General features: G+C 37.9%; 17 protein-coding genes and 2 tRNA genes. 12 read left to right on the plus strand and 7 right to left on the minus strand.

Features of this window, described 5'->3' with window-relative positions; all coding sequences use genetic code 11:
- From BP549_RS06280 to BP549_RS06305, 6 genes are all read left to right on the plus strand, one after another.
- A partial coding sequence (locus BP549_RS06280; RefSeq protein ID WP_394339068.1) for a hypothetical protein occupies positions 1–245 on the plus strand: 245 nt, incomplete at its 5' end.
- A 43-nt stretch (positions 246–288) separates the two neighbouring features.
- Complete coding sequence (locus BP549_RS06285; RefSeq protein WP_349682358.1) at positions 289–2604, plus strand: RND family transporter; 2316 nt, start codon at positions 289–291, stop codon at positions 2602–2604.
- Positions 2604–3752, plus strand: coding sequence for a COG1361 S-layer family protein (locus BP549_RS06290; RefSeq protein WP_292379128.1), 1149 nt, complete (start codon positions 2604–2606; stop codon positions 3750–3752). Before BP549_RS06285 ends, BP549_RS06290 begins: the two co-directional genes overlap by 1 nt.
- Positions 3739–4797 (plus strand): hypothetical protein, encoded by a 1059-nt coding sequence (locus BP549_RS06295; RefSeq protein ID WP_349682345.1) that lies wholly within the window; start codon positions 3739–3741, stop codon positions 4795–4797. Before BP549_RS06290 ends, BP549_RS06295 begins: the two co-directional genes overlap by 14 nt.
- Before the next feature lie 259 nt (positions 4798–5056).
- Positions 5057–5398, plus strand: a complete 342-nt coding sequence (locus BP549_RS06300) for a hypothetical protein (RefSeq protein WP_292379129.1) — start codon at positions 5057–5059, stop codon at positions 5396–5398.
- Positions 5399–5538: 140 nt separating this feature from the next.
- Positions 5539–5982 carry a universal stress protein gene (locus tag BP549_RS06305; RefSeq protein ID WP_292379132.1) on the plus strand — a complete coding sequence of 148 codons (444 nt, stop codon included), beginning with the start codon at positions 5539–5541 and terminating at the stop codon, positions 5980–5982.
- Positions 5983–6195: 213 nt separating this feature from the next.
- On the opposite strand, the gene BP549_RS06310 is transcribed toward BP549_RS06305, so the two are convergent.
- A complete protein-coding gene (locus BP549_RS06310; protein WP_292379134.1) occupies positions 6196–6438 on the minus strand; it encodes a hypothetical protein in 243 nt (80 codons plus the stop codon).
- A 540-nt stretch (positions 6439–6978) separates the two neighbouring features.
- On the minus strand, positions 6979–7608 hold the full coding sequence (locus tag BP549_RS06315) for a hypothetical protein (RefSeq protein ID WP_292379137.1): 630 nt from the start codon (positions 7606–7608) through the stop codon (positions 6979–6981).
- An 866-nt stretch (positions 7609–8474) separates the two neighbouring features.
- Between BP549_RS06315 and BP549_RS06320 the strand changes: the two genes are divergently transcribed.
- The 3 genes from BP549_RS06320 (at position 8475) to BP549_RS06330 (ending at position 13338) form a co-directional block, all read left to right on the plus strand.
- Positions 8475–10862, plus strand: a complete 2388-nt coding sequence (locus tag BP549_RS06320) for a glycosyltransferase family 4 protein (protein WP_292379140.1) — start codon at positions 8475–8477, stop codon at positions 10860–10862.
- Between the two features lie 7 nt (positions 10863–10869).
- On the plus strand, positions 10870–11904 hold the full coding sequence (locus BP549_RS06325; protein ID WP_292374277.1) for a glycosidase: 1035 nt from the start codon (positions 10870–10872) through the stop codon (positions 11902–11904).
- A 93-nt stretch (positions 11905–11997) separates the two neighbouring features.
- On the plus strand, positions 11998–13338 hold the full coding sequence (locus BP549_RS06330) for a glycosyltransferase (RefSeq protein ID WP_292379143.1): 1341 nt from the start codon (positions 11998–12000) through the stop codon (positions 13336–13338).
- 124 nt (positions 13339–13462) lie between these two features.
- Here the strand turns inward: BP549_RS06330 and BP549_RS06335 are convergent, their stop codons facing one another.
- The gene (locus tag BP549_RS06335; RefSeq protein WP_292374280.1) at positions 13463–13807 is read right to left on the minus strand and encodes a hypothetical protein; all 345 of its coding nucleotides are present in this window, start codon (positions 13805–13807) and stop codon (positions 13463–13465) included.
- 294 nt (positions 13808–14101) lie between these two features.
- Complete coding sequence (locus tag BP549_RS06340; protein WP_292379144.1) at positions 14102–14854, minus strand: MBL fold metallo-hydrolase; 753 nt, start codon at positions 14852–14854, stop codon at positions 14102–14104.
- A gap of 239 nt (positions 14855–15093) precedes the next feature.
- Between BP549_RS06340 and BP549_RS06345 the strand changes: the two genes are divergently transcribed.
- A tRNA-Leu gene (locus BP549_RS06345) sits at positions 15094–15178 on the plus strand.
- Positions 15179–15214: 36 nt separating this feature from the next.
- Here BP549_RS06345 and BP549_RS06350 read toward each other — a convergent pair.
- Positions 15215–16075, minus strand: coding sequence for a hypothetical protein (locus BP549_RS06350; RefSeq protein WP_292379147.1), 861 nt, complete (start codon positions 16073–16075; stop codon positions 15215–15217).
- Positions 16076–16556: 481 nt separating this feature from the next.
- On the opposite strand from BP549_RS06350, the gene BP549_RS06355 reads away from it, so the two are divergent.
- Positions 16557–16641: transfer RNA gene (locus BP549_RS06355), tRNA-Leu, on the plus strand.
- Positions 16642–17072: 431 nt separating this feature from the next.
- Here BP549_RS06355 and BP549_RS06360 read toward each other — a convergent pair.
- Positions 17073–17861, minus strand: coding sequence for a hypothetical protein (locus tag BP549_RS06360; RefSeq protein WP_292379149.1), 789 nt, complete (start codon positions 17859–17861; stop codon positions 17073–17075).
- Positions 17862–18000: 139 nt separating this feature from the next.
- Entirely contained in the window at positions 18001–18123 is a 123-nt protein-coding gene (locus BP549_RS06365; RefSeq protein WP_292379151.1) for a hypothetical protein, read from the minus strand.
- A gap of 705 nt (positions 18124–18828) precedes the next feature.
- Between BP549_RS06365 and fxsT the strand changes: the two genes are divergently transcribed.
- Entirely contained in the window at positions 18829–21792 is a 2964-nt protein-coding gene (gene fxsT, locus BP549_RS06370; protein ID WP_292379152.1) for an FxSxx-COOH system tetratricopeptide repeat protein, read from the plus strand.
- Positions 21793–21854 lie beyond the last annotated feature (62 nt).

Here is a 21854-nt window from a genome sequence, read left to right on the forward strand (position 1 = left end):
AAATGCTCCTTAAGCTTAAAGAAAACCTAACAAAATTGGGTCACACCATAGATAAAATTGTTATCTACTCACCTCTTGTCGTTTTAAAGCAGGTACCAGCAAGAGAAAATAGTAAAACTGCTGTAGTTCCGAGTTCCAAGATTTGCTGGGCTTTAAAAATGATTAAAAGTAAGAATCTATTAATAAATTTCTTAAGTATTTTGCAACTACAGTTTAAAAAATTAATGGGGGAAATTTGCCATTAAGAATTTTTTTGAAAAACTTGGAGTATTTATCCAGAATAATCGCATAACCATACTTGTGGTCTTTTTCCTTCTGATCTTGTTATCAGTCCAAGGTGCACAGATGATCTACATGAAATCTGGGACAGATACCTTTGTCAGCAAAGATACCCAGGTGTATAAGGACTATGATCACCTTTACAAAAACTTATTTCAAACGGAATCTATTGTAGTGGTGGTGGAAGGAAATGACGTAAGGACAGTAGAGGTAATGCAAGCTATTGATCGGCTTGACAAACAGCTTCAGCCTGTTAACGGGGTTAAAGAGATCATAAGTCCTGCATCTGTCATTAAGCAAATAAACTATAAAATGACAGGCAGGTCCACTATTCCGGATAACGAGAAGGATATCAGGGCGATTGTTGACGGAAACCCCAGCATATTCGGAAAATTGATCCCTGACAATTACCACACGGCGGTTTTTGTACAGTTTAATGGATCCACAACGGAAGACAAAAGAAAAGAGCTTATGTTGGCTACGCAAGAAGCTGTCGAACTTTCTGATTTTCCGCCTTCATACAAGCTCAAAGTAACAGGCGATCCTGCCTTTAAAATCCAGATGAACGATGCGGTGGGTTCAAGTATGGCACCCTTACTTGCGCTTGCTTGCGTTTTTATGCTCATTGTGCTAATGATTGTTTTCGGGCATGTTCGCTGGAGATGGTTACCTTTACCCGTCGTTTTATTAGGCGTATTATATACTTTCGGCACCATGGGCTTTCTGGGAATTCCACTTACCATGGTTTCAATGGCAGCCTTTCCGGTATTAATAGGGCTTGGCATAGATTATGCAATTCAGTTCCATAACAGGATTGAGGAAGAACTGCACAAAGAAGGAAATAAATCTAATGCTATTGTAAGAACGATAAAACAAACAGGGCCCGCTGTACTCACAGCCCTTTTCATGACTTGTCTTGGTTTTATTTCCTTGTTTACATCTACAGTTCCAATGATTCAGGATTTTGGAAAACTTCTCCTGATTGGCGTACTAATGTGCTACCTTTCAGGTCTCTTTGTCGGTGTGATAACTGTTTCTCTCTTTGATGACATATCAGAAAAAGGGATACTAAAGAAATTTAAAGGGAAATTAATACCTCAAAAAACAAATGCAGAAAAAATAACAAATGAAGAGAAAATATCTTCCAAGAAGCCAAAAGGTCGATTAATAGGAGATTCTATCAGAAAGCTTGTAGATATTACAATAAAGTATAACCTAATCGTTATCGGAATTGCACTTCTACTTTGCGTCGTAGGTCTCCATGCTGATGAGTCAGTTGGCATCCAAACTGATGTTTATAGTTTTGTTCCCCAGAACATGCCTTCTCTTGTAAATCTGTACCATCTGAAGAATTACATAGGTGGAACCGATGAACTTAATCTCATTATAAAAATTCACGATAATGCTGATCCTAATATTCTAAGATGGATAGACAAGTTCAGCGAACATGAGATCCAAAGAGACCACATATACAGTGCTTCAAGTATTGTAACTCTTGTAAAACAATACAATGGTGGCACAATTCCTGATAGTAGCGACGAGATTGAGACTATCTATGAAAAAATTCCGGAGTCTGAGAAATCAAAATATCTTTACGGCAACAACATGCTTCTCCTAAATTTCAATATTGGAAATGCTGAGAGAGACATAAAGGCCGTTGGTGTTCAAGATTTAAAAAATAACGTAGAACAGGATATTAAGTGGATGCAGCCTCCTCCTGCTACTGCAATAACTATCACTGGAAGCTCAGTTGTCATGATTGAGGTTATAAGCGCTCTTACAAGCGGAAGAGTCGCAATGACCTACATTGGGCTTATCCTGATATTGAGTGGTCTAATAGTAGTATACAGGGACTGGGTCAAAGCCCTTGTTCCGATTATCCCAATGTTTATGGTAACTGGCTGGTCAGGCCTAGTTATGACTTATATGAAACTTGACTACACTCCCATGACTGCTACCCTGGGAGCACTGATTCTTGGAATTGGATGTGAATACTCAATCCTCATGATGGAAAGATACTTTGAAGAAAAAGGTGAAGGGGCCAGTCCTCTTGAAGCTATACATAAGACAGCTGAAAGTACTGGGGCTGCCCTTCTTGCCTCGGGAGCCACGGTTGTTTTCGGGTTTGCAGCTTTGATCGCATCTCCGTTTCCTATTATTAGTGACTTTGGGCTTGTGACAGTTATCGACATTGTGCTTGTCATGGTTTCAACCTTCACAGTATTCCCGCCCCTAATTATAGTACTGGACTCATGGAGGGAAAAGAAAAGAGGAACACGGGTGTTAGATGGAAAAGCAAATAAGATTCAGGGGGCTGAGCTCTAATGAATAAACCCAATAGTTACAGACCAAAGAAATTAGTAACAACATTTGTTTCAATTGCAGTTCTCCTTTCAGTCCTCTCAATAACTACTGTGTCTCCGGCTCTTGGAAGTGCCGATATAGGAGATTTCCTGATTCCGGGCAATGGGTACTCCGTGGACTATTATAGAAGCTATGGAGAACCAACCATTGAAGCCTCTGTGAGAGGAGATCCAGAATTAGAGAGGGGAGAGATTGCAGATATTCAGGTAATGCTTGTAAACAAAGGTATGGTTGAGGGCATGAAGCGGCTGAATGTAAATCAGAACCTTATCCCTGATTCCAAAGAAGAATTAATTGCTCAGGCCGAGATGAGTGCAGAAAAGAACTGCACAACAGCCAAAGGCATAAAAGCAAACCTGATCTCGGAATCTGATTACATCCATATCGAACCCACAACAACTCCCCAGATAGTAGATGAACTTAAAACTGGGTATATACAGCCTATCAAGTTTACAATACGCATTGATGACAACACCCCTGAAGGAGAGTATGAACTCAAGCTTCCGGTAACTTATCAATACCAGAACAATGTCAGAACGATTACTCCAAATGCTGTAGATATCGGACTAATCTCTGATTCTGTAGCATTCACACAGCAATATGTTACAAAAGAAGTTACCCTTCCTCTTCACATGTCCATTAAAAAAGAGCCGAGGTTTGAAGTAAGTAAGATCTCGGGCAGTCTGAAGCAGGGTTCAACAGGTTTGATTAATGTTACTTATACAAATCGTGGAGAGACTTCAGCCGAAGATGCTCAGGCCAAGATTGTTGTCATGAAACCCCTTAGCACCAGCAAGTCAACTGTCAGGCTCGGGACAATTGGCCCTGGAGAAAGCCAGACAGCTTCATTCAATATTGCGGCTGAATCCGGCGCAGTGGTGAAGAATTACAGTGTTGACAGTGAAGTGAAGTACATTGACGATGACGGGAAAACCAAGTTTTCCGATAACATAAAATTGAATATTCCAATTGAAAAATCAGAATCCAGATTCAGCACAACTATGATAATTGGTTTATTACTAGCTCTTGTCTTTATTTACCAGATTATAACGGTGCTCCGGAACAGAAAAAATTACAGCAAAAATGAGTCAGGTGATGAGAATGATTAAAATAAAAAGTATCTCTGCTATTGCAACTCTTCTTATGTTATTGCTTGCAACAATGCCTGTACAGGCAGAGTTACCCAAAAATTTCGATTTCGGTGATAATTTTTATACCGTGTACGGAGGGCCAAGTTTAGAAGCAACTCCAATTGGAGATAATGAGTATTCCAGAGGAGATACTGTTACCCTGAATGTAGGACTTATGAACAAAGGAGTAGTTGAGGGCTTTAAATCAGAAAAAGATGCTGACACTCAAGTTAATACAGTGCTCCAGCAGGCGGAAATGAAATATGAATCCCAGGCTGTGACAGCTGTTGGTATTCTTGCAACTCTTACATCCGACAACCCGAATATAAAGGTAAAATCAGGTCCTCAGGAAGCGGGCACCCTTCAGCAAGGAAAACAAAGCCAATCTCCAACACAATTCACTCTCAAAATTAGTAAAAACGCCCCTGCAGGTATATACCCTTTGAACCTGAATCTTTCATATAAATATCAGAGTAATACTCAGGTTAGCGGAGATGAATATGATGCTACTACAGGCCTTGTAACTAACCAGGGTGTAGGTATTTGGTATGAGAATAAAACGCAGAACCAGACAATAATGGTCACGGTCAAAAAAGAACCTTACTTTGAGGTCACAAATGTAACAGGTGATCTGTACCCCGATGAAGGGGGAATGCTCTACGTAACTTACAAAAACACAGGTGAAGAACCTGCAAAGGATGCAACTGTAAGAGTAAGTGCCAGCGACCCATTCAGCACAACCGATGATCAGGCATTCCTCGGCACCTTGAAACCTGGAGATAGTGCAGTTGCAGCTTTTGACATGTCTGTAGACAGTACTGCCACGCCGAAACCCTATTCTTTAGACAGTGAAATTCTCTATGAGGATACGGAAGGGCATAATCAGGTATCTGACAGTGTCAAAATCAACACTCAAGTCCTGGCTTCAAAAAGTGAACTTCCAGGATTTGAACTTGGAGCAGGTATTTCATTTGTGGCTCTTGCTGCCTGCTTTATTATGTTAAGAAAGAAGAAACAGGACTGAGATTGAAGAGCTAAAAAAAGCTAATCACAAATAAATATTATGCAAAAATCTCACAAGTTTATAGAAATCAATATGGGGCTTATGCACTTGGGAAACAAAATCAAGTACGGCAATCACTGTTGATTAAAGTCACATTTCAGACAGTTAACGGTCTAAGACAGTTAACAGTCTAATGCTGTTGATTTTTCAGTTCAATTGCGTAAGTCCTACAATCTAAAAAAGGAAGAAAATATAAAAGGTAGTTGAAATGGAAAAAAATTTGAAAATCATAGCAATGCTTCTTGTTATTGCTGCTGTTGTTTCTGCAGCCGGCTGTGCTGAAAAGACAAACACAGCAGAAAATCAAGCTCAGAACGCTTCAGGACAAGTAGCGCCTACACCTGCAGTAACATCTGAAGAAACACCTGCATCAGCAGAAACTTCTGCAGAAACACCTACACCTGCAACACCTACAGTAACAACCGAAAATATAACAGAAAATACTACTGGAGATAATACAGCTCAAACTGTAACTCATATAAGTAATACTGTGCGCAAACGACAAATAGCAATGAATCACACATTGAGCTCCGGCACAGTCACAGTGAATAGCAACAAGTAAAAAAACTGCTGTTTGAGTTACAACAATACCTCTAAAGAAATATGAAAATAGCCTTTTAAAAAGGCTATACATTTTTTGGGAATAATTGAACTATTTCTGTCAATCGATACTTTATACATGAAGCAAATGGAGAACAACATATGACCAGCGATTTTTTCCGAAGTATAGTGATTGCAACAGACGGATCCGAGAATACACAGAAGGCCATTTCTCACGGTATTAAGCTTGCAAAACTCAGCGGAGCCACGGTTCATGCTCTTCACGTCGTAGATACATTTTCCGTTACTCAAAGCTGGACCGCAGGAAAGGGAACAATGAACGAGATCCTGAGAGAGGATGGACTGAAAGCGATTTCTAAAGTTAAAAAATGCGGAGAGGCCTCAGGTGTAGAGGTAAGAGAGATCCTTTTAGAAGGGCGCCCAAGTAATGAGATTATTGATTTCGCCGAGAATAATGATATTGACCTAATAGTAATGGGCACACTCGGAAAAACTGGACTCGATAGGTTTCTAATGGGAAGCGTTGCAGAAAAAGTAGTAAGACAATCAAAAGTCCCAGTTCTCGTAGTCCGGAGTAAAGAATAAAGCTGAAACTTCCTATTTTACTTCGTAGATGTACATAGATGTAAATTTTATTCATTATTTATGGAGTATCCAATTTCATCATAGGCCGAGGTATCAACAGGCATTTCAAAGTCACTGCTAGCATATGGCAGTGTCTAGAATTTGCTGTAAATTTGAAGTCAAGTTTTTGAGTACTATGGAGAAAAATTAATCTTCCGATAGAGAATTTTCTATTCAATAACTTTTTGAGATTTGTGATTTTACAAAAAAATAGGCATGCTGCCCAGTATATGCAGTTAAAATTAGCATTGACAGGGCACAGACAAGAGCATCTATTCTGTCAGGTGACTTTTGATTTCCTGGAATCAAACACATCTGATCTTCCAGCTTAGGAAACGTTCCATAATGATGAACTCTGCCCTGCTCGTAAAATGCACTTACAGGTTCTGCTTTCCTCTGCTTGCATGCTTTCTCCATTGTATACTTTATTTTAATCTATTGGCTGGTTTTCCACCAACGTTGCCTCTTTATGAGATTAGTCAGCCCTTTATCTATTTCGTCTTCTATACCACCCAAGATAGGTATCGCTTCCATTTCGATCTGCCATTTGTTAGGAACTTTTAATACCTCCAAAAAGAGAGACTATATTTAATTTTACAAGTGTTTAATTTTACAAGTGTAGTAGTGTAATAGTCCCAATATTGCCTGGTATGAAACTTTAACCACTCTTATCTCTCGTATTTAAATTCCAAGTTTGATTACACGCTCAACAGTTATTCGGTTTTACTACAACAGTCGGCTGTCTTAGGGTTGTCTTGAGTGATGTATTGAACAAGATTCAAAACCATGTTTCCTATCAAATTAAGTATGTACTATTATAATAATTTTTGGCGACATCGAATATTTAATTTTTATTTAAGTGTTATTATTAGCAAATAAAAACACTTATGTATTAAGTTTGAAAATGAATTAGGTAGAGTAAAATAAGTAAAGGCTATTTAGTAATTATTTTAGAGTTTATAACTTTCCGGCTATTAGTTCTGCAATATAAGGCTCAAAAGCTGCAGTTGAGCCACCTGAGCAACGTGCAATATAATAATCTGCAACAATACAGGCTTGTTGCTCGCGATTATACTCCTGAAAATGCTTTTTTGTCCCAAGCCTGTAGGCATATCCTTCACCTACCTGCGCATGAAACGCTTCAACAAGATATTGCGAACCTACGTGTTCCATCTGAGCGACATGAGCTAATTCGTGTATAAGCCATTTCATATCCGGGTTGCCTGCAGCCGTGTTAAGTTTTCTACTGAAATTAATTGTATGGAAGGTTGTAGTTCCCATGCCTGAATACCCTTTTAGCTTCGCTCTCATCAAGGCAGTTAGTGAAGTTTCGTCGATACGCACCTTCCGGTAATTGATTCTGTTTCCAAATATGCTTCGAGCTTCCTGTTCTTCTATTATGGTAAGACTCCGTGTATCAAGCTTAACAATTTGCCACAAACGATCCATAAACTCAGGGAAGGCACAAACATCGAGAATTTTTGAGATAATCAGGCCGACACATATTGTAAAGGATAACAGCATACATAGTATCGATTTGTAGAAACTTCCATCGTCCTGCCAGATAAGGATTCTGACGGCTTTCAAACAATCACCTGCATTATGAATTAATTTTTCCAAGTCCCATGTTTTTATTCCTTGTTATACTCTGCATAATATCTAATAATATATAATAAAAGCCATAATAAGCATGAAGCTTTAAGAAAGACTTTCTTGAAAAGTCTTTCCTAATTAAACTTTCAGTACTCCATAATTTAAAAATAAGGGTTTACTATTCAAAATACTCAAAACCATCCCATAGCTTTTATTTTATATTTCACTATTAATACTTAAATATATCAGATTTTGATAAAGCAAATATGAGTAAAAAAGCAATACATATCAAAAAATTTGATGTTTATTGTCATAAAAAGACTATGAAAGAAGAAGCAGTGAATACAAGCTAAGATTCAAAGTTAAAATAAGTGATGATTTGGAAAAGGCAAGTGATAGAAAAACCTTCACAGCTTCTAGGGAGTTGTCTGTCCTTAATATTGTTTTAACTTGTTCCATTAACACACACAATTATATTTATAAATAATATTAAATAGCATTGAATACAATTATTAGATCTAATCAATATTTTATTACCATTTTGCTGAAGTTTAGCAAAGTGAGTGATTGGGTGGGTATTATAAATTTATCGCTATTTAGTAACCACTTGGATATTAATCTACGGCTGACAGATAACTATATTCCACAAGTTCTCAGCCATATATTTTTCATTATAAGAAGAATATGTAAGAGTAAATATATAGCTGTATTACCAGATCGAAATAATCCTTTTCGATATGTGTCATATAAATTTACATATAAACTATCTATTGTTATGGGGAATGAACTTATGTAACCAAATAACTATATCGTAAGATCGAAAACGCTACTGAGTTACTTTGAGTTTGGGGGGATATTAATTGAATAAGCAACTGAAAGTGTTATTTATAGGAACCTATGTTCCAAAAGAATGTGGGATTGCCACATTCACATCCGATCTATTAAATTCAGTTTCTGGAGAAAATAACAATGTCCATTGTGAAGTAATTGCTTTGAACGATCCTTCTGAGACCTATAATTATCCCGAAGAAGTCGTTTTTCAAATACAGAGGGATAGGATCGAGGATTATTACCGGGCTGCGGATTATATAAATCAATCTGATATTGATATCGTATGCCTGCAGCACGAATTCGGGCTTTTCTGGGGAAACGCAGGAGACTATATTTTTTCTCTTATTTCAGGAATCAACAAGCCTGTAATAAGCACAATGCATACTGTAATCCGGGAACCTGAACCTGAGTACAGGATAGCCATCGAAAAACTCATCAGGTATTCCCAAAAGCTGATTGTAATGAGCCAAACTGCAGTTGAGATGCTAAAAAATGTATATAAAGCTCCTGATGACAAAATAGAATTAATCTTTCATGGAGTACCTGACTACCCTTTTAACAATTGTGATAAATATAAAAAGAAATTGAATTTAAAGGGAGCCCCTCTTGTTCTTACTTTTGGCCTTCTGAGCCAGAATAAGGGTATCGAAAGTATGCTTGAGGCTCTTCCTGAAGTCGTAAGCCAGTATCCTGACCTCGTTTATCTCATACTGGGTGCTACACATCCTATAATTAAAAAGAACTTTGGAGAAACATACAGACAATATCTCCAGAATAAGGTCTCAGAACTCGGACTTGAGAAAAATGTAGTGTTCCACGACAAGTTTGTTGAGAAAGAAGAACTCTGCAATTATATCCTCGCCAGTGATATTTACGTATCACCTTACCTCTCCAAAGAGCAGATAGTAAGCGGCGCTCTGACCTATGCGATTGGCATGGGAAAAGCGATAGTTTCCACCCCATATTGGTATGCCCAGGAAATGCTTTCCGATAACCGAGGGTTGCTTGTAGATTTCGGAGACACGGAAGGCTTTAGAAAATCTCTTTTGCATTTAATAGAAAATCCAGAAGAGTGTGATAATATGCGCAAAAAAGCATATGATTTTGGTCGAAAAATGACTTGGAAAAATGTAGGTAAGCAATATAATACGGTTTTCATCAAGGCTTTAAAGAACTACGGCACCTATTCCACTTCGAACAAGTTTAATTTCCTTCCAAACCAGCTGCCTGAAGTAAAACTTGATTACCTTAAATTATTGACCGACGACGTGGGCATTATTCAGCATACCAATCTTGGTGTACCGGCTCGTCATCATGGGTATAGTACTGATGACGTAGGCCGTGCGCTTGTTGCACTGACACAGTTGATAGATAGCCAGAAAAAAGCCGAGGAGTTATGGAAGTTAATTACTACATATATGAGCTTTCTTGAACATGCTCAGACCGACACAGGACACTTCCATAACTTCATGAGTTATAAACGAGAATTTTTGGATGAGAAGGGAAGTGAAGATACTCTCGGACGTGCCATATACGGGCTTGGGCATGTGGTAAGCTGCCCTTACCTTTCAAAAAATATACGTACGCTTGCCCATACTCTTATGAGTAAAACCAGGCCTGAAATGGAGAAGCTTAATTATCCGAGGGCAAAAGCCTATACTATTTGTGGTTTGTACGAAATGCTCAGAGCAGGTGTGGATGCCGACGAATTCGAGTCGGTCTTCAACTCTCGCAGGGATGCCATCAAATCCGTAGACTCTCTTGTAAGTAAAGACACCTTTGAATCCATATTTATCAACCACGCGAATTCTTTGGTTGACTTATATGAGGCTAATCACAAAGAAGACTGGGACTGGTTCGAACCTACGGTAACCTATAGTAATGCAAAACTGAGTGAATCTCTTTTATTGGCATATAATTATACCAAAGACCGAACCTACCGGAATGTGGGACTTGCTACCATGGACTTTCTTACTGAGATTCAGTGGAAAGGCGATTTTTTTGACATTGTTGGAAACCAAGGCTGGTACTCTTATAGCGGGAAAAAGCCGATTTTTGACCAGCAGCCTATCGAAGCAGGTTACCTGACTCAGGCTTATGTTTCGGCTTATGAAATATTGCGTGAGAAAAAGTATCTGGAACTTGCAAGATATTCCTTTGAATATTTCCTGGGAAGAAATCGTTTGAAAACTGTTATGTATGACTATTCCACAGGTGCCGTCTGTGACGGGCTCAACTGTGATGGTATGAATTATAACCAGGGTGCAGAATCTGTTATTTGTTTCCTTATGGCTTTGAGCTCTTTAAATAAACACTTTAATAATGCTTCCAGTACAATACTGCAATCCAGCAACGAAGTCAATAACGAAACTCTGCAGAAAAGAAAGAGCCTTTTGTCAGTAAATCATATGGAGTGAGGGAAACATGATCTGGAAAGACCATGGGGAGCTATTCGTAAGATACAATAGGAATCCTATATTAACTGTTGACGATTGGCCTTATCGGGCTCACTCGGTGTTTAACCCTGCAGCTGCTATAGTTGACGATATAACCCTATTGATGGTCAGGGTTGAAGATCACAGGGGTTTTTCTCACTTTACAATAGCAAGAAGTAAAAATGGGGTTGATGACTGGGAAATTGATCCTGAACCAACCTTTGCTCCGGACCCTGTAAACTACCCTGAAGAAATATACGGTATAGAAGACCCACGAATAACATATATCGATGAGATGAGAAAGTGGGCTGTGGCATATACGGCTTTTTCGGACTCGGGCCCCTTAACTGCACTTGCCTTTACAGAGGACTTTCGTAATTTTGATAGAATTGGAGCTACCATGCCCCCTGAAAACAAGGACGCTGCGGTTTTTCCTGTAAGGTTTAACGGCAGATGGGCAATGTTACACAGGCCTGTATCTTTAATAAGCGGAGCAAAGGCAAATATCTGGATTTCCTTTTCTCCGGATATGAAATACTGGGGAGAACATGAAGTCCTTCTGTATGCAAGAGAAGGTGGATGGTGGGACGCAAACAAAATAGGCTTATCCCCCCAACCAATCCGTGTATCTGACGGATGGTTAATTATGTACCACGGGGTACGCCAGACAACGGCTAAGGCAAGTTACAGACTAGGACTTGCCCTTCTTGATCCCGATGATCCTACAAAAGTGCTTCATAGGTCGGAAGGCTGGATTTTTGGACCACGTGAAATGTATGAACGCAGTGGAGATGTCAATGACGTTGTTTTTCCCTGTGGGTGGGTCCTTGTAGGCGATGAGCTTCGTATTTACTACGGGAGTGCGGATACATCGGTATCGTTGGCTACCGCAAAAGTGCGGGATGTTCTGAAGTATATTCATGAGTGTCCTGAGAAACAGTGCCCTGATGAGTATTGTAGATGGTTTGAAGAGGATATAGAAAGTTCCACGGACCCGAAAAGAGGGTATTTTAAATTGAAATGAAGCAATAAAATTAAGAGTTTAAATTAAAATTGAGAATTAAAAATTCAGTTTGGGGATGGGAGTGATTTTGGGGGTATTAGTATAAGAATTGCAATGTTGTCTCCGATTGCCTGGAGCACGCCGCCTAAAAAATATGGTCCCTGGGAGTCCATAGTATCTTTGTTAACAGAAGGACTGGTAAAACGGGGTATTGATGTTACTTTATTTGCGACAGCCGATTCTCATACTGCAGCGAAACTTCATGCCGTGTGTCCGAGACCCTATGAAGAAGATAAAGATATGATCAGAAAGGTGTATGAAGGTCTGCATATATCAGAAGTTTTCGAGAGAGCAAATGAATTCGATATAATCCATAATCATTTCGATTATCTTCCTCTTACCTACAGCGCGCTTGTCGATACGCCTGTTGTAACAACAATCCATGGTATTTCCTCAAGGAAGATTTTGCCTGTGTACAAAAAGTACAATAATAGAACTTTCTACGTATCCATAAGTGACGCCTACCGGTGCCGCGATCTAGACTATATAGCAACGATTCGGCATGGAATTGACATAGAAAGCTTCCATTTCAATGAAAAACCGCAGGATTATCTTCTCTTTTTATCACGCCTGCATAAAGACAAGGGAGTAAGGGAAGCAATCGAAGTCGCAAAAAAGACCGGCAGAAAACTTAGAATAGCCGGTTTCATTGCTGACCAAGCTTATTTTGAAAAGGAAGTACAGCCCTATCTGGACAATGAACAGATTATTTATGAGGGGCATGTTGATCCTGAGTTTAAGAAAGAACTCCTGTCAAATGCTTATGCTTTGCTACATATGATTAATTATGATGAGGCTTTTGGGATTGGCGTAGTTGAAGCTATGGCCAGCGGTACACCGGTAATTGCAATGAACAGAGGCTCAATGCCTGAGCTTATTCGGGATAAAGAGACCGGATTTCTGGTCAATAGTGTTGAGGAAGCTGTTGAAGCTGTACAAAAACTTGGTTCCATATCCCGCAAAACCTGCCGGGAAAGCGTGAAAAAACGTTTTTCGGTTGACAGGATGGTAGATGATTATATTAAAGTGTATGAAACTATCCTCAAAAAGTGCAAACGGGAAGAAGAAAGGCCCTGGGGTTTTTATGAAGTTCTTATGCAGAAGCCAGGATATAAAGTCAAAACCCTTACTATTCTCCCGCAGGGTGAAATATCCCTCCAGCGCCATTCTCATAGAAGCGAGCACTGGTATATAATCAGTGGGGAAGGGCTTGTAACTAAAAACGGGAGTGAAATCAGGGTTCTCCCAGGGGACTCGGTCGATCTTCCGGTAAATGAGATACATCGAGTTGAGAATATAGGCGGCGAAAACCTCGTTTTCATTGAGATTGCACAGGGAGACTACCTTGGAGAAGATGATATTGAAAGACTTGAAGACAAATATGGAAGAGTATAACTAATTTTTAGCAATAAAACGTGTACAGATGATAATGTACAGATGATAATATCGATTATAAAACAGTCTAGCCTTTCCTTGTACTATCCCTGTACATTTCGATTTTTATATTGTTTAATTTACATTAAGCAGGACATTCTGAGTTCTCATAAGATTTTCTTACCTGAGCCGCCATTTCTTCACCCAGCCTTTCAGAGACATTTCCAATAAAAAGCTCGATGTATTCGAATGGTACGCAGCCGAGACTTTCTTCTCCTGATAAGATAAGCCTGACAAGATATTCAAGGTCATACCGGGATAGCAGTTTTATTCTCCTCAGGAAATCCTGAGCATCTTTTGCATAGTGGTTTGCCAGAGGAGGAAGTATGGAACGATAGGCCATTCCTGAGCCTGAACAGAGATATCCCTCGCACTCCGGGGCAACAGTTTTCAGAATACCGATATCCGTTTCTGATAGTAGTCTTGCCATGATAATCACCAGTGATAAAGGTATAAAAGTTTGTATTTCGAGATAACAGATGCATACAGCTGGAATTTCATATATAATAGCTGTATACAAATTAAACGCATTGGACTTATGAGTATGAAGATTTAAAGTGTTCGAAGAGTAAAGTCTGAGGATTGCCGAATGGTTTGCTATTGTTCGGGTTGCCTCTCATTTTAACATTATAGCCCTACTTTACAGCCGGAATTTCGCCATGTAGCTCTCATCATTTTACGCTTCAAACTTCGCTTTATACCTCATATTCCACTTTGCGCTACATCATAATTCAAGTTTCATCAGGTCTTCAGCAAGAATCACTTCTTCAAAATATCCTTGCAGGTAGTTCACTGCTTCTCTTTCATGCCCCCGCATTTCCGGATAAAAATGTGTAAGGCAGATACTTCCGATTTCGTTATTGTATTCTTTAAGGATGCCGGCAAGTGAATTAGGGGTGGTATGGTTTGTGACTTTCATGCTCGGAGGAAACGAGCACTCGTGGATCAGGAGATCAGCCTCGGCTGCAAGGTCCATTATTTCCCTGGAGGGTTCGGTATCTCCTGAGTAAACAAATTCTCCATCTTCTCCGGTCACGCGGTAAGCCAGTGCCGTAACACTGTGCGTGGCTGCTGCGCAGCTGATCTCACAGTCGAATCCCTCGGGAGTAAATTCTTTTCCTGGGACGAGCTCAATAACGTCTACATCAACTTCTTCCTGAAGGTATTCGTATGCTTCAAGCACTTTTAAAAACCATTCTTCTGTTCCTTCCGGCCCGTAGATCTTCATACTAGTGCTCCCTCGGAGCCAGTTTGCCTTGATGAGAGGATGCAGGTCAGCTACGTGGTCAAGGTGAAGGTGTGAGAGCAATACAGTATCTACTTCGGTATGGGAAATCCCAGCCTCAGGAAAATGACTCAATACACCGCTTCCGCAATCAATAAGCAATGGCTTTTCTTCCAGCCTTACAAGCATTCCGGATTGTACCCTATTCTTCTGCGGGATCGCAACTCCAGTGCCAAGAAATGTAATTTCCATATTTTAAAGAATAAACTTTAAATAATTTAACTTTATTTAAAGCATGTCCGCATGACCAATCTTTGCGGTCCAAAACAAAATGTTTTTTTAAAGAGCGAGGGTTGCCCAGCTAGGTCAAAGGCGCCGGACTTAAGATCCAACATACAGGACTAAAAAAAAGCAGGAAGTAAATCCAACCAAAAGGATAAAAAGCAAAGAAATGTAAGAACAGGCAAAAATAAAAATATATTTATCATTGTGCGAGGGTTGCCCAGCTAGGTCAAAGGCGTCAGACTTAAGATCTGATTACGAAGGTATTCGTGGGTTCGAATCCCACCCCTCGCACTAACTTTTTTACATCGAACTTTGGATTTTGCTTTTTTACTTCTTTTTATACAGGAGTACTGCAAAAAGACTGGCTATTCCGGAATATATCTCAAAACTTGGTGTACTCGGAATATGTAATCCTTTATTTTCTGTATCGTTTTCAGGTGATGTAATCCGTGTTTCAGATTGTGTTTCGAGATTACATAAATAGGTTCCTATATTGTTAGTACTATAGCCGTAGTTGGTATCGAAGCCCCAAACAACTATGTCACCATACACATCCGGTGTTGTGTACGTTCCCGGTGGATAATTATATAGTAGAGTGCTTTTTCCTGAAGTGATGTTATACACATAAACGCCAGCTGAGCCTTCGGGGTCAGTACTAATTTTATTATATACAATTTTATCACCTTGTATCGCGATATGTGTTCCTGTACTTGCACCGTACTGATTGCCATTTGCATCAACGTCAGCTTCATGTGTCACATCTATTGTTTTCCCTGTCGATGTGTCATACATCGCAATGTATCCCATAAGATTATACCAGTCTGCCCAAATAATCTTTGTACCCCAGATGTGTGGGTCTTCTGGATCTCCAGATGAATTGACAGTTATTTTTTTCTTTGTATTGATGTCATACATTCTAATATTCATATCCACTTCTGGATCTTCTGAATCAGAGTGGTACACCACTTTGGTATCATAAATATCAGGGCGGCTGCCGTCACCTATTTGAGTCTGTGTGGAAGTTGATATGTCGCGTATATACACATTGGAATCATGATTTGATTCATTGTATTTTGCACTCCACACAATTCTGTTGCCGTAAATGGCAGGAACACTGCGGTTGTCTATATCTTTTGTAATGTAAGACCGAGCACCTGAAGGTATGTCATAAACCGTAAGTCTTGGCACTCCACTACTTTCATCATGCCAAACTAATTTGTTATCGTAAATAGCTGGATGAGATGCTGCAGAAGAGCTAACTGTAGTGTCTGTTTTCGAGGTTAAATCATAAACATGAATAACACCGCTGTCTGTCCACACCACCCTGTTACCATAAACAGCAGGATCAGATCCATTACCAATTCTCGTCACCTGTTCCGCTGACGCCACGGATAAAATCAAAACAGAAAACAAAAAAATTAAAGTTGCTGAAGCTAAAGCTATTGAATACAACTTTTGCTTATTTTTCATTTATTCTCAAGACTCCCATATGATTTTTATCCTGTTGATACTGTATATACTCTAATATTCTTTATACCTATTGTTTTCAAAACTGAATGATACTTAAGATATCGCATACAGGATTAAATAAAAGTCACAGGTAACCCAGAACGAAAGAGTAAAAAGTAGAGAAATATATGAACAGACAAAAAAATTATCCCTTCAATATGCGAGGGTTGCCCAGCCAGGCCAAAGGCGATAGGTTCAGAGCCTATTCTCGTAGGAGTTCGTGCGTTCGAATCGCACCTCTCGCATCAAACTTCTTTATACATTTTTTTGCGGTTTAAGTGGACTTGAGCTAGATTATCTTTCATTTTCACCAGCCGAGTTTTAAATTATCTCTGTTTGTTTTTTTAGTGCCTCTTAACACCTGTGTTTTTTGCCACACAGCCCATGAAGGCTACGTTTTGTTTTAGCCCTACTTGCCTGACCATAACAGAGACTCTTCTGGCAATGCTTTGTATGAGTCCAGCTGCAATATCTTCTTTTTTAAACCTCTTGCCCGAAGAAATATAGCCTCAGACTCGGCAAATACAGTACAACATACTTGTTATGCTTGCAAGTGTTTTTGAGGTCAGAGCTAAAGGCCCAAATTCATCTATAGGCACTTCAAGCGTCCTTGCTGTGTACTACTTGACAGTACCTAATGAATGTCAATTACAAAACATTTGATATATTGCTAGGATTATTCTGTAACCCATCTTATGGGAGCAACTTTTGTTAAGTAAACCCAATATAAATAAAGCTCTAATAATCCAACAAAGAAAGTAACTAGAGTAGCTGTACTTACTCTTCCTAAAATACCATCAAGCCATTCGGCCCAATCTAAAGGAATTAACCATTTACCTGAAAAAATAAAACTGCAATATGGCGAAGTAACCACAAATAATAATAAAGTAACTAAACCTGAACTTAATACAATAATTGCTTGATTAGATTTATCAGCCATAGTAGCTTTAATAAGACTCTCATTCAATATTTCTCCATAGAAAGACTCATGATCTGTATCTTTTTCTAATATTTGAATGGGTGTGGAAAGTTTAAATAAGACCTTATTGTATTCATTGAAAATTTCATGTGTATTTTCGGCTTCATTATTTAGTTTATTTTTTAATGTTTTGTAGGGTATATCTGACCTAAGCTGACTGACAAGTGATTCACATGCTTTCTTAAGTCTACTTGATATCGGATTTTTCAATCTAAACGTTATTCTATACTTGTTTGTTCTTGTAACAATACCCCAAGTTTTAGTATCTCCATCATAGATTGTAGCAAAGGTTGTAGCTTTGAGTGTCGTTATTATTTCAAGAGGAATATTAATGAAAATTTCCTCTTTTCTCTCAGCTATATCTTTCTCTAACTGTGGTAGTTCTTCTGAATTCACACATGTATTGGGGACCCAATTTATATCGCTCAGTATTGCTATTATTTCTTCGTTACTTAAAGGTGTAGTACATGAAATAATTGCTCTCATGAAAACCTCCTCTATTAAAAATAACTCGAAAATAAATTAAGAACAAAATTTATTGGGCAGTATGTTGATTTATTGGCAAATGTACTAAATATAAGTCAAACACTTTACTACCTACTAATGAGCCAAAAAATAATGTAGATCAATCAACAATTGATTCACTTTTACCACCGATCCTTTCTGCGGAGGTGGTCGCTACGACAAGGGCAACTGTAACAATTGCAATAAATGCTAATTTATTTAAGAAGTTGTTTGTTTTACCCACTAAAAATCAACTCTCTAAGTTTTTGTTTTCAATTCGTTACTTATTTTTATTTTTTCATAGTTTTATTTAACGTAACTTGTTCACTTACAAAAGATGCCTCTTATTAATATTCAAACCTTGAAAGGGGCTTTGCATCGTGAACAAATTGATACCTACTTCCCGAATTATTACTTAACTTCTCAGTTAAGATAGATACTTCATTTATAATCAAAGTAAGACCTATGTAGTTGAACTTAAAAATCACTAGCAATAACACTAAATGTTTAAAGTTTAATTTTAAACTACGTGTTTATTGTAGTTGACTTGTATATCCAATATGTAAGCCCTACTGGAGCATTCCGTTTTCGAAACAAACTCCAGTTAATAGTATAGTTGGTGCTTGAAAATGATGATAACGGGTAGTAAACGAATAATTGTGGGGAGTGGGCCTTAAATCAGTTCAGATGTATAACTCTAGAATCTCTGTGTTTTGGATCATTTTTAGAATTAAGTCCCATAAAACTCTCAAATATTACGTATCGTCCCTGTCTAATCATTGACATATCTATCGGAAAAGCTATACCAAAAAAGTCTATTCTAAAAGACGACGTATTTCTTTCTCCAAAAGCGCTCTTATGATTTAAATTATATTGAGCTTATCCACAATTGCACACTCTCGATTTAATTTAACAAATTATATAAACGAATAGCAGCGAATCATCTTTTATGGACTTAAACTCAGAGAAGGAAATAAAAGTACCTTTGATCGAAGAAATAAATGACTTCCATAAAGATAAACCAGTTACGTATAAAGGAAAAAGCATTTCTATTATATCAATGCTTTCTGATATATATGAGCTATATTATAAAAACTGTGGATCTCCAATAACTACAGTAGACTTAGTAAAAAAATCATACGATTTTGATAAAGCTGAGAGATTCTTTGACAAAGTCGTAACACGTCATCTATATCCAGAACATGACAGAGATCGCAGACCTAGTAAACTAGGTCCTCCAAATCTAATAAATCTTATACATAGTGATGATGGAAACTTCATATATCCTTTGGCTATCAGTTTAAAAACTAAAAATGGCAATATATATGATTTCACAGCAATTGATAGCTTTAATACTAATTTTGATAAGATTTCTGAAAAAATAGTAGTGAATATCTGCAAAAGTTCGGTTACATTAAAAGAATTTGTAAGCTCATATAATGAAGATCCTAAAAATGTAACAAATATTTTAATGAGTATAGCTAGGAATGTAAATAAAGCCAAAACTGAATATTTATATGATACTATAAATAAGTTAAAAGGAGATGTATCCAAACGATTAAAAGAAAATAAGTCTTTTTGGAACTTGGATTATTCTAGAAATAAATATTTTGTCGGTAGAGAATTGATATTAAAGGTTATTGATGAATCTCTCTCATCCAGTGAAGGAAATTCGGTAGCAATTGTGGGTCTTAGTGGGCTTGGAGGTGTTGGTAAGTCACAACTTGCAATAGAGTATGCATATCAACACAAAGAGGATAATAGGATTACATGTTGGTTGAGAGCTGAAAGCTCCGACAGCCTTGAAAAAGATTATTTTGAATTGGCTTCATTTTTAAAGATTCCTTTTAACAAAGATATGAAAAAGGAAGAACGTATCAAAAGAATTAGGCGCAAATTGGAAGAGCGAAAAGATTGGTTGCTAATCTTTGACAATGCGCTTACAATAAAAGATATTGACGACTACCTACCAAAGTCGAAGGTAGGTCGTGTCCTTGTGACTTCTCGTAATCCAATTTGGCGAAATATGACAAAGGTTATCGAAGTAGATGTATTTACTCCAAGTGAGTCGATAGATTACATTTTAAAATTACTATTGATAGACGAGACAAATAAAGAAATGGCTAATAATCTAGCAGTTGAACTTGGATATCTTCCATTAGCCCTCTCACAGGCTTGTGCATACATTAAAGCTACCAGGAAAGAAATATCTAATTATTTAGAGCTGTTTAAGGATAAGAGATATCAAAAAGGAATTTTTAACAGAAAAGAAAGCTTATTGGAAGATTACCAGAACACTGTTGAAACCACATGGTCTATCTCTATAGAAAAGATAGAAAAATCTTGTCCTGATGGTGTTTATCTATTGAATCTGTGTGCATTCATGGCTCCTGAAGGTATTCCAATAAGACTGATTAAAAAAGGCTCTAATCTTCTTCCCTGGAACGGTACTGAGATCTTTTCAGATGAGTTTAGAATGGATGACGCTTTATCGTCTCTGATAGAGTATTCCCTCGTACAATATGGAAATGAAATGTTGTCAGTACACAGGCTTGTACAACTTATTACCAGAAATTCCATAGAAGAAGATAAAATGAGTATATGGATTGGATCACTTATCAAGACAATAAGCACAATACTGCCAGTTAATATCAATATAAAAGAAAACAGGGATATATATTACCAGCTACTACCGCATTTATCAAACATTATAAGACTAACTGAGGAACACCTGATTCAATATAAAGGCATCAATAAAGATATAGTATCTTTAGTAAATAAAGTTGGGATCTTTTTATTTAATACAAGCGATTTCAAAAAAGATATAGAATACCAAGAAAAGAGCTTAAAAATCTGCCAAGAGATTGGTGACAAACAGGGAGAAGCAAACTGTTATACTAAACTTGGTACCGATTATAATAGGCTCGGCGATTATCAGAAGGACAAAGAATACCAGGGTAAGAGTCTAAGAATCTGCCAAGAGATTAGCTACCGTGAAGGAGAAGCAAACTGTTATACTAATCTTGGTAAAGCTTTTCATAATCTGTGTTATTTTAAAGATGCCATAGAATACCAAGAAAAAGGACTAAGAATCTGCCAAGAGATTGGTGACAAACAAGGAGAAGCAAACTGTTATATTAATCTTGGAGTTGCCTATTATAGGCTTGGTAATTTTTCGAAGGATATCGAATACCAGGATAAAGGCCTAAAAATCTGCCAAGAGATTGATGACCTGTCAGGAGAGGCAAAATGTTATACTAATCTTAGCAATGCCTATCTTAGTCTTGGCAATTTTAAAGATGCCATTGAATATCAGGAAAAAAGCTTAAAAATCTGCTTAGATATTGGCGACAGACAGGGAGAATCAACATGTTACAATAATCTTGGTGTGGCCTATCACAGTCTTGGTGAATATGAGAGAAATATCGAACACCTAGAAAATGCCGTTGAATACCAGGAAAGAAGCCTAAAAATCTGTCAAAAGATCGGTGACAGAGAAGGTGAAACAAAATGCTATGGAAACCTTGGCAATATATACCATAGCCGTGGTGATTATACGAAGGATATAGAGCACCAGGAAAAAAGCCTAAAAATCTGCTTAGATATTGGCGACAGACAAGGAGAATCAACATGTTATAATAACCTTGGAAATGCCTATTATAATCTTAGTGATTACAAAAAAGACATCGAATACCAAGAAAAAAGCTTAAAAATCTGTTTGGAAACCGGCGACAGATTAGGTGAATCAAAATGTTATACTAGCTTTAGAAAAGCTTATGATAGTCTTAGTGATTATGAAAAGGCCAGAGAATACGAAGAAAAAAGCCGAAAAATCGGTATAGAGATCGGTAACCAGCAAGGTGAAACAAAACATTATACTATCCTCGCAGATGTCTATAACAGACTATCCTAAATTACTTGCAACTATGTGTAATTAATTTTGCTGAAACTTTATAATAAATGAATCGCTATTAG

Origin of the sequence: Methanosarcina sp. UBA289 (assembly GCA_002496565.1) — an archaeon.
Lineage (GTDB): Archaea > Halobacteriota > Methanosarcinia > Methanosarcinales > Methanosarcinaceae > Methanosarcina.

Excerpts from the sequence above, each read along its gene's own strand:
- BP549_RS06295 (WP_349682345.1), top strand. The coding sequence starts at position 3,739 with ATGAGAATGATTAAAATAAAAAGTATCTCTGCTATTGCAACTCTTCTT.
- BP549_RS06290 (WP_292379128.1), top strand. The coding sequence starts at position 2,604 with ATGAATAAACCCAATAGTTACAGACCAAAGAAATTAGTAACAACATTT.
- BP549_RS06335 (WP_292374280.1), bottom strand. The coding sequence starts at position 13,807 with ATGGCAAGACTACTATCAGAAACGGATATCGGTATTCTGAAAACTGTT.
- BP549_RS06340 (WP_292379144.1), bottom strand. The coding sequence starts at position 14,854 with ATGGAAATTACATTTCTTGGCACTGGAGTTGCGATCCCGCAGAAGAAT.
- BP549_RS06305 (WP_292379132.1), top strand. The coding sequence starts at position 5,539 with ATGACCAGCGATTTTTTCCGAAGTATAGTGATTGCAACAGACGGATCC.
- BP549_RS06310 (WP_292379134.1), bottom strand. The coding sequence starts at position 6,438 with ATGGAGAAAGCATGCAAGCAGAGGAAAGCAGAACCTGTAAGTGCATTT.
- BP549_RS06360 (WP_292379149.1), bottom strand. The coding sequence starts at position 17,861 with ATGAGAGCAATTATTTCATGTACTACACCTTTAAGTAACGAAGAAATA.
- BP549_RS06325 (WP_292374277.1), top strand. The coding sequence starts at position 10,870 with ATGATCTGGAAAGACCATGGGGAGCTATTCGTAAGATACAATAGGAAT.
- fxsT (WP_292379152.1), top strand. The coding sequence starts at position 18,829 with ATGGACTTAAACTCAGAGAAGGAAATAAAAGTACCTTTGATCGAAGAA.
- BP549_RS06330 (WP_292379143.1), top strand. The coding sequence starts at position 11,998 with ATGTTGTCTCCGATTGCCTGGAGCACGCCGCCTAAAAAATATGGTCCC.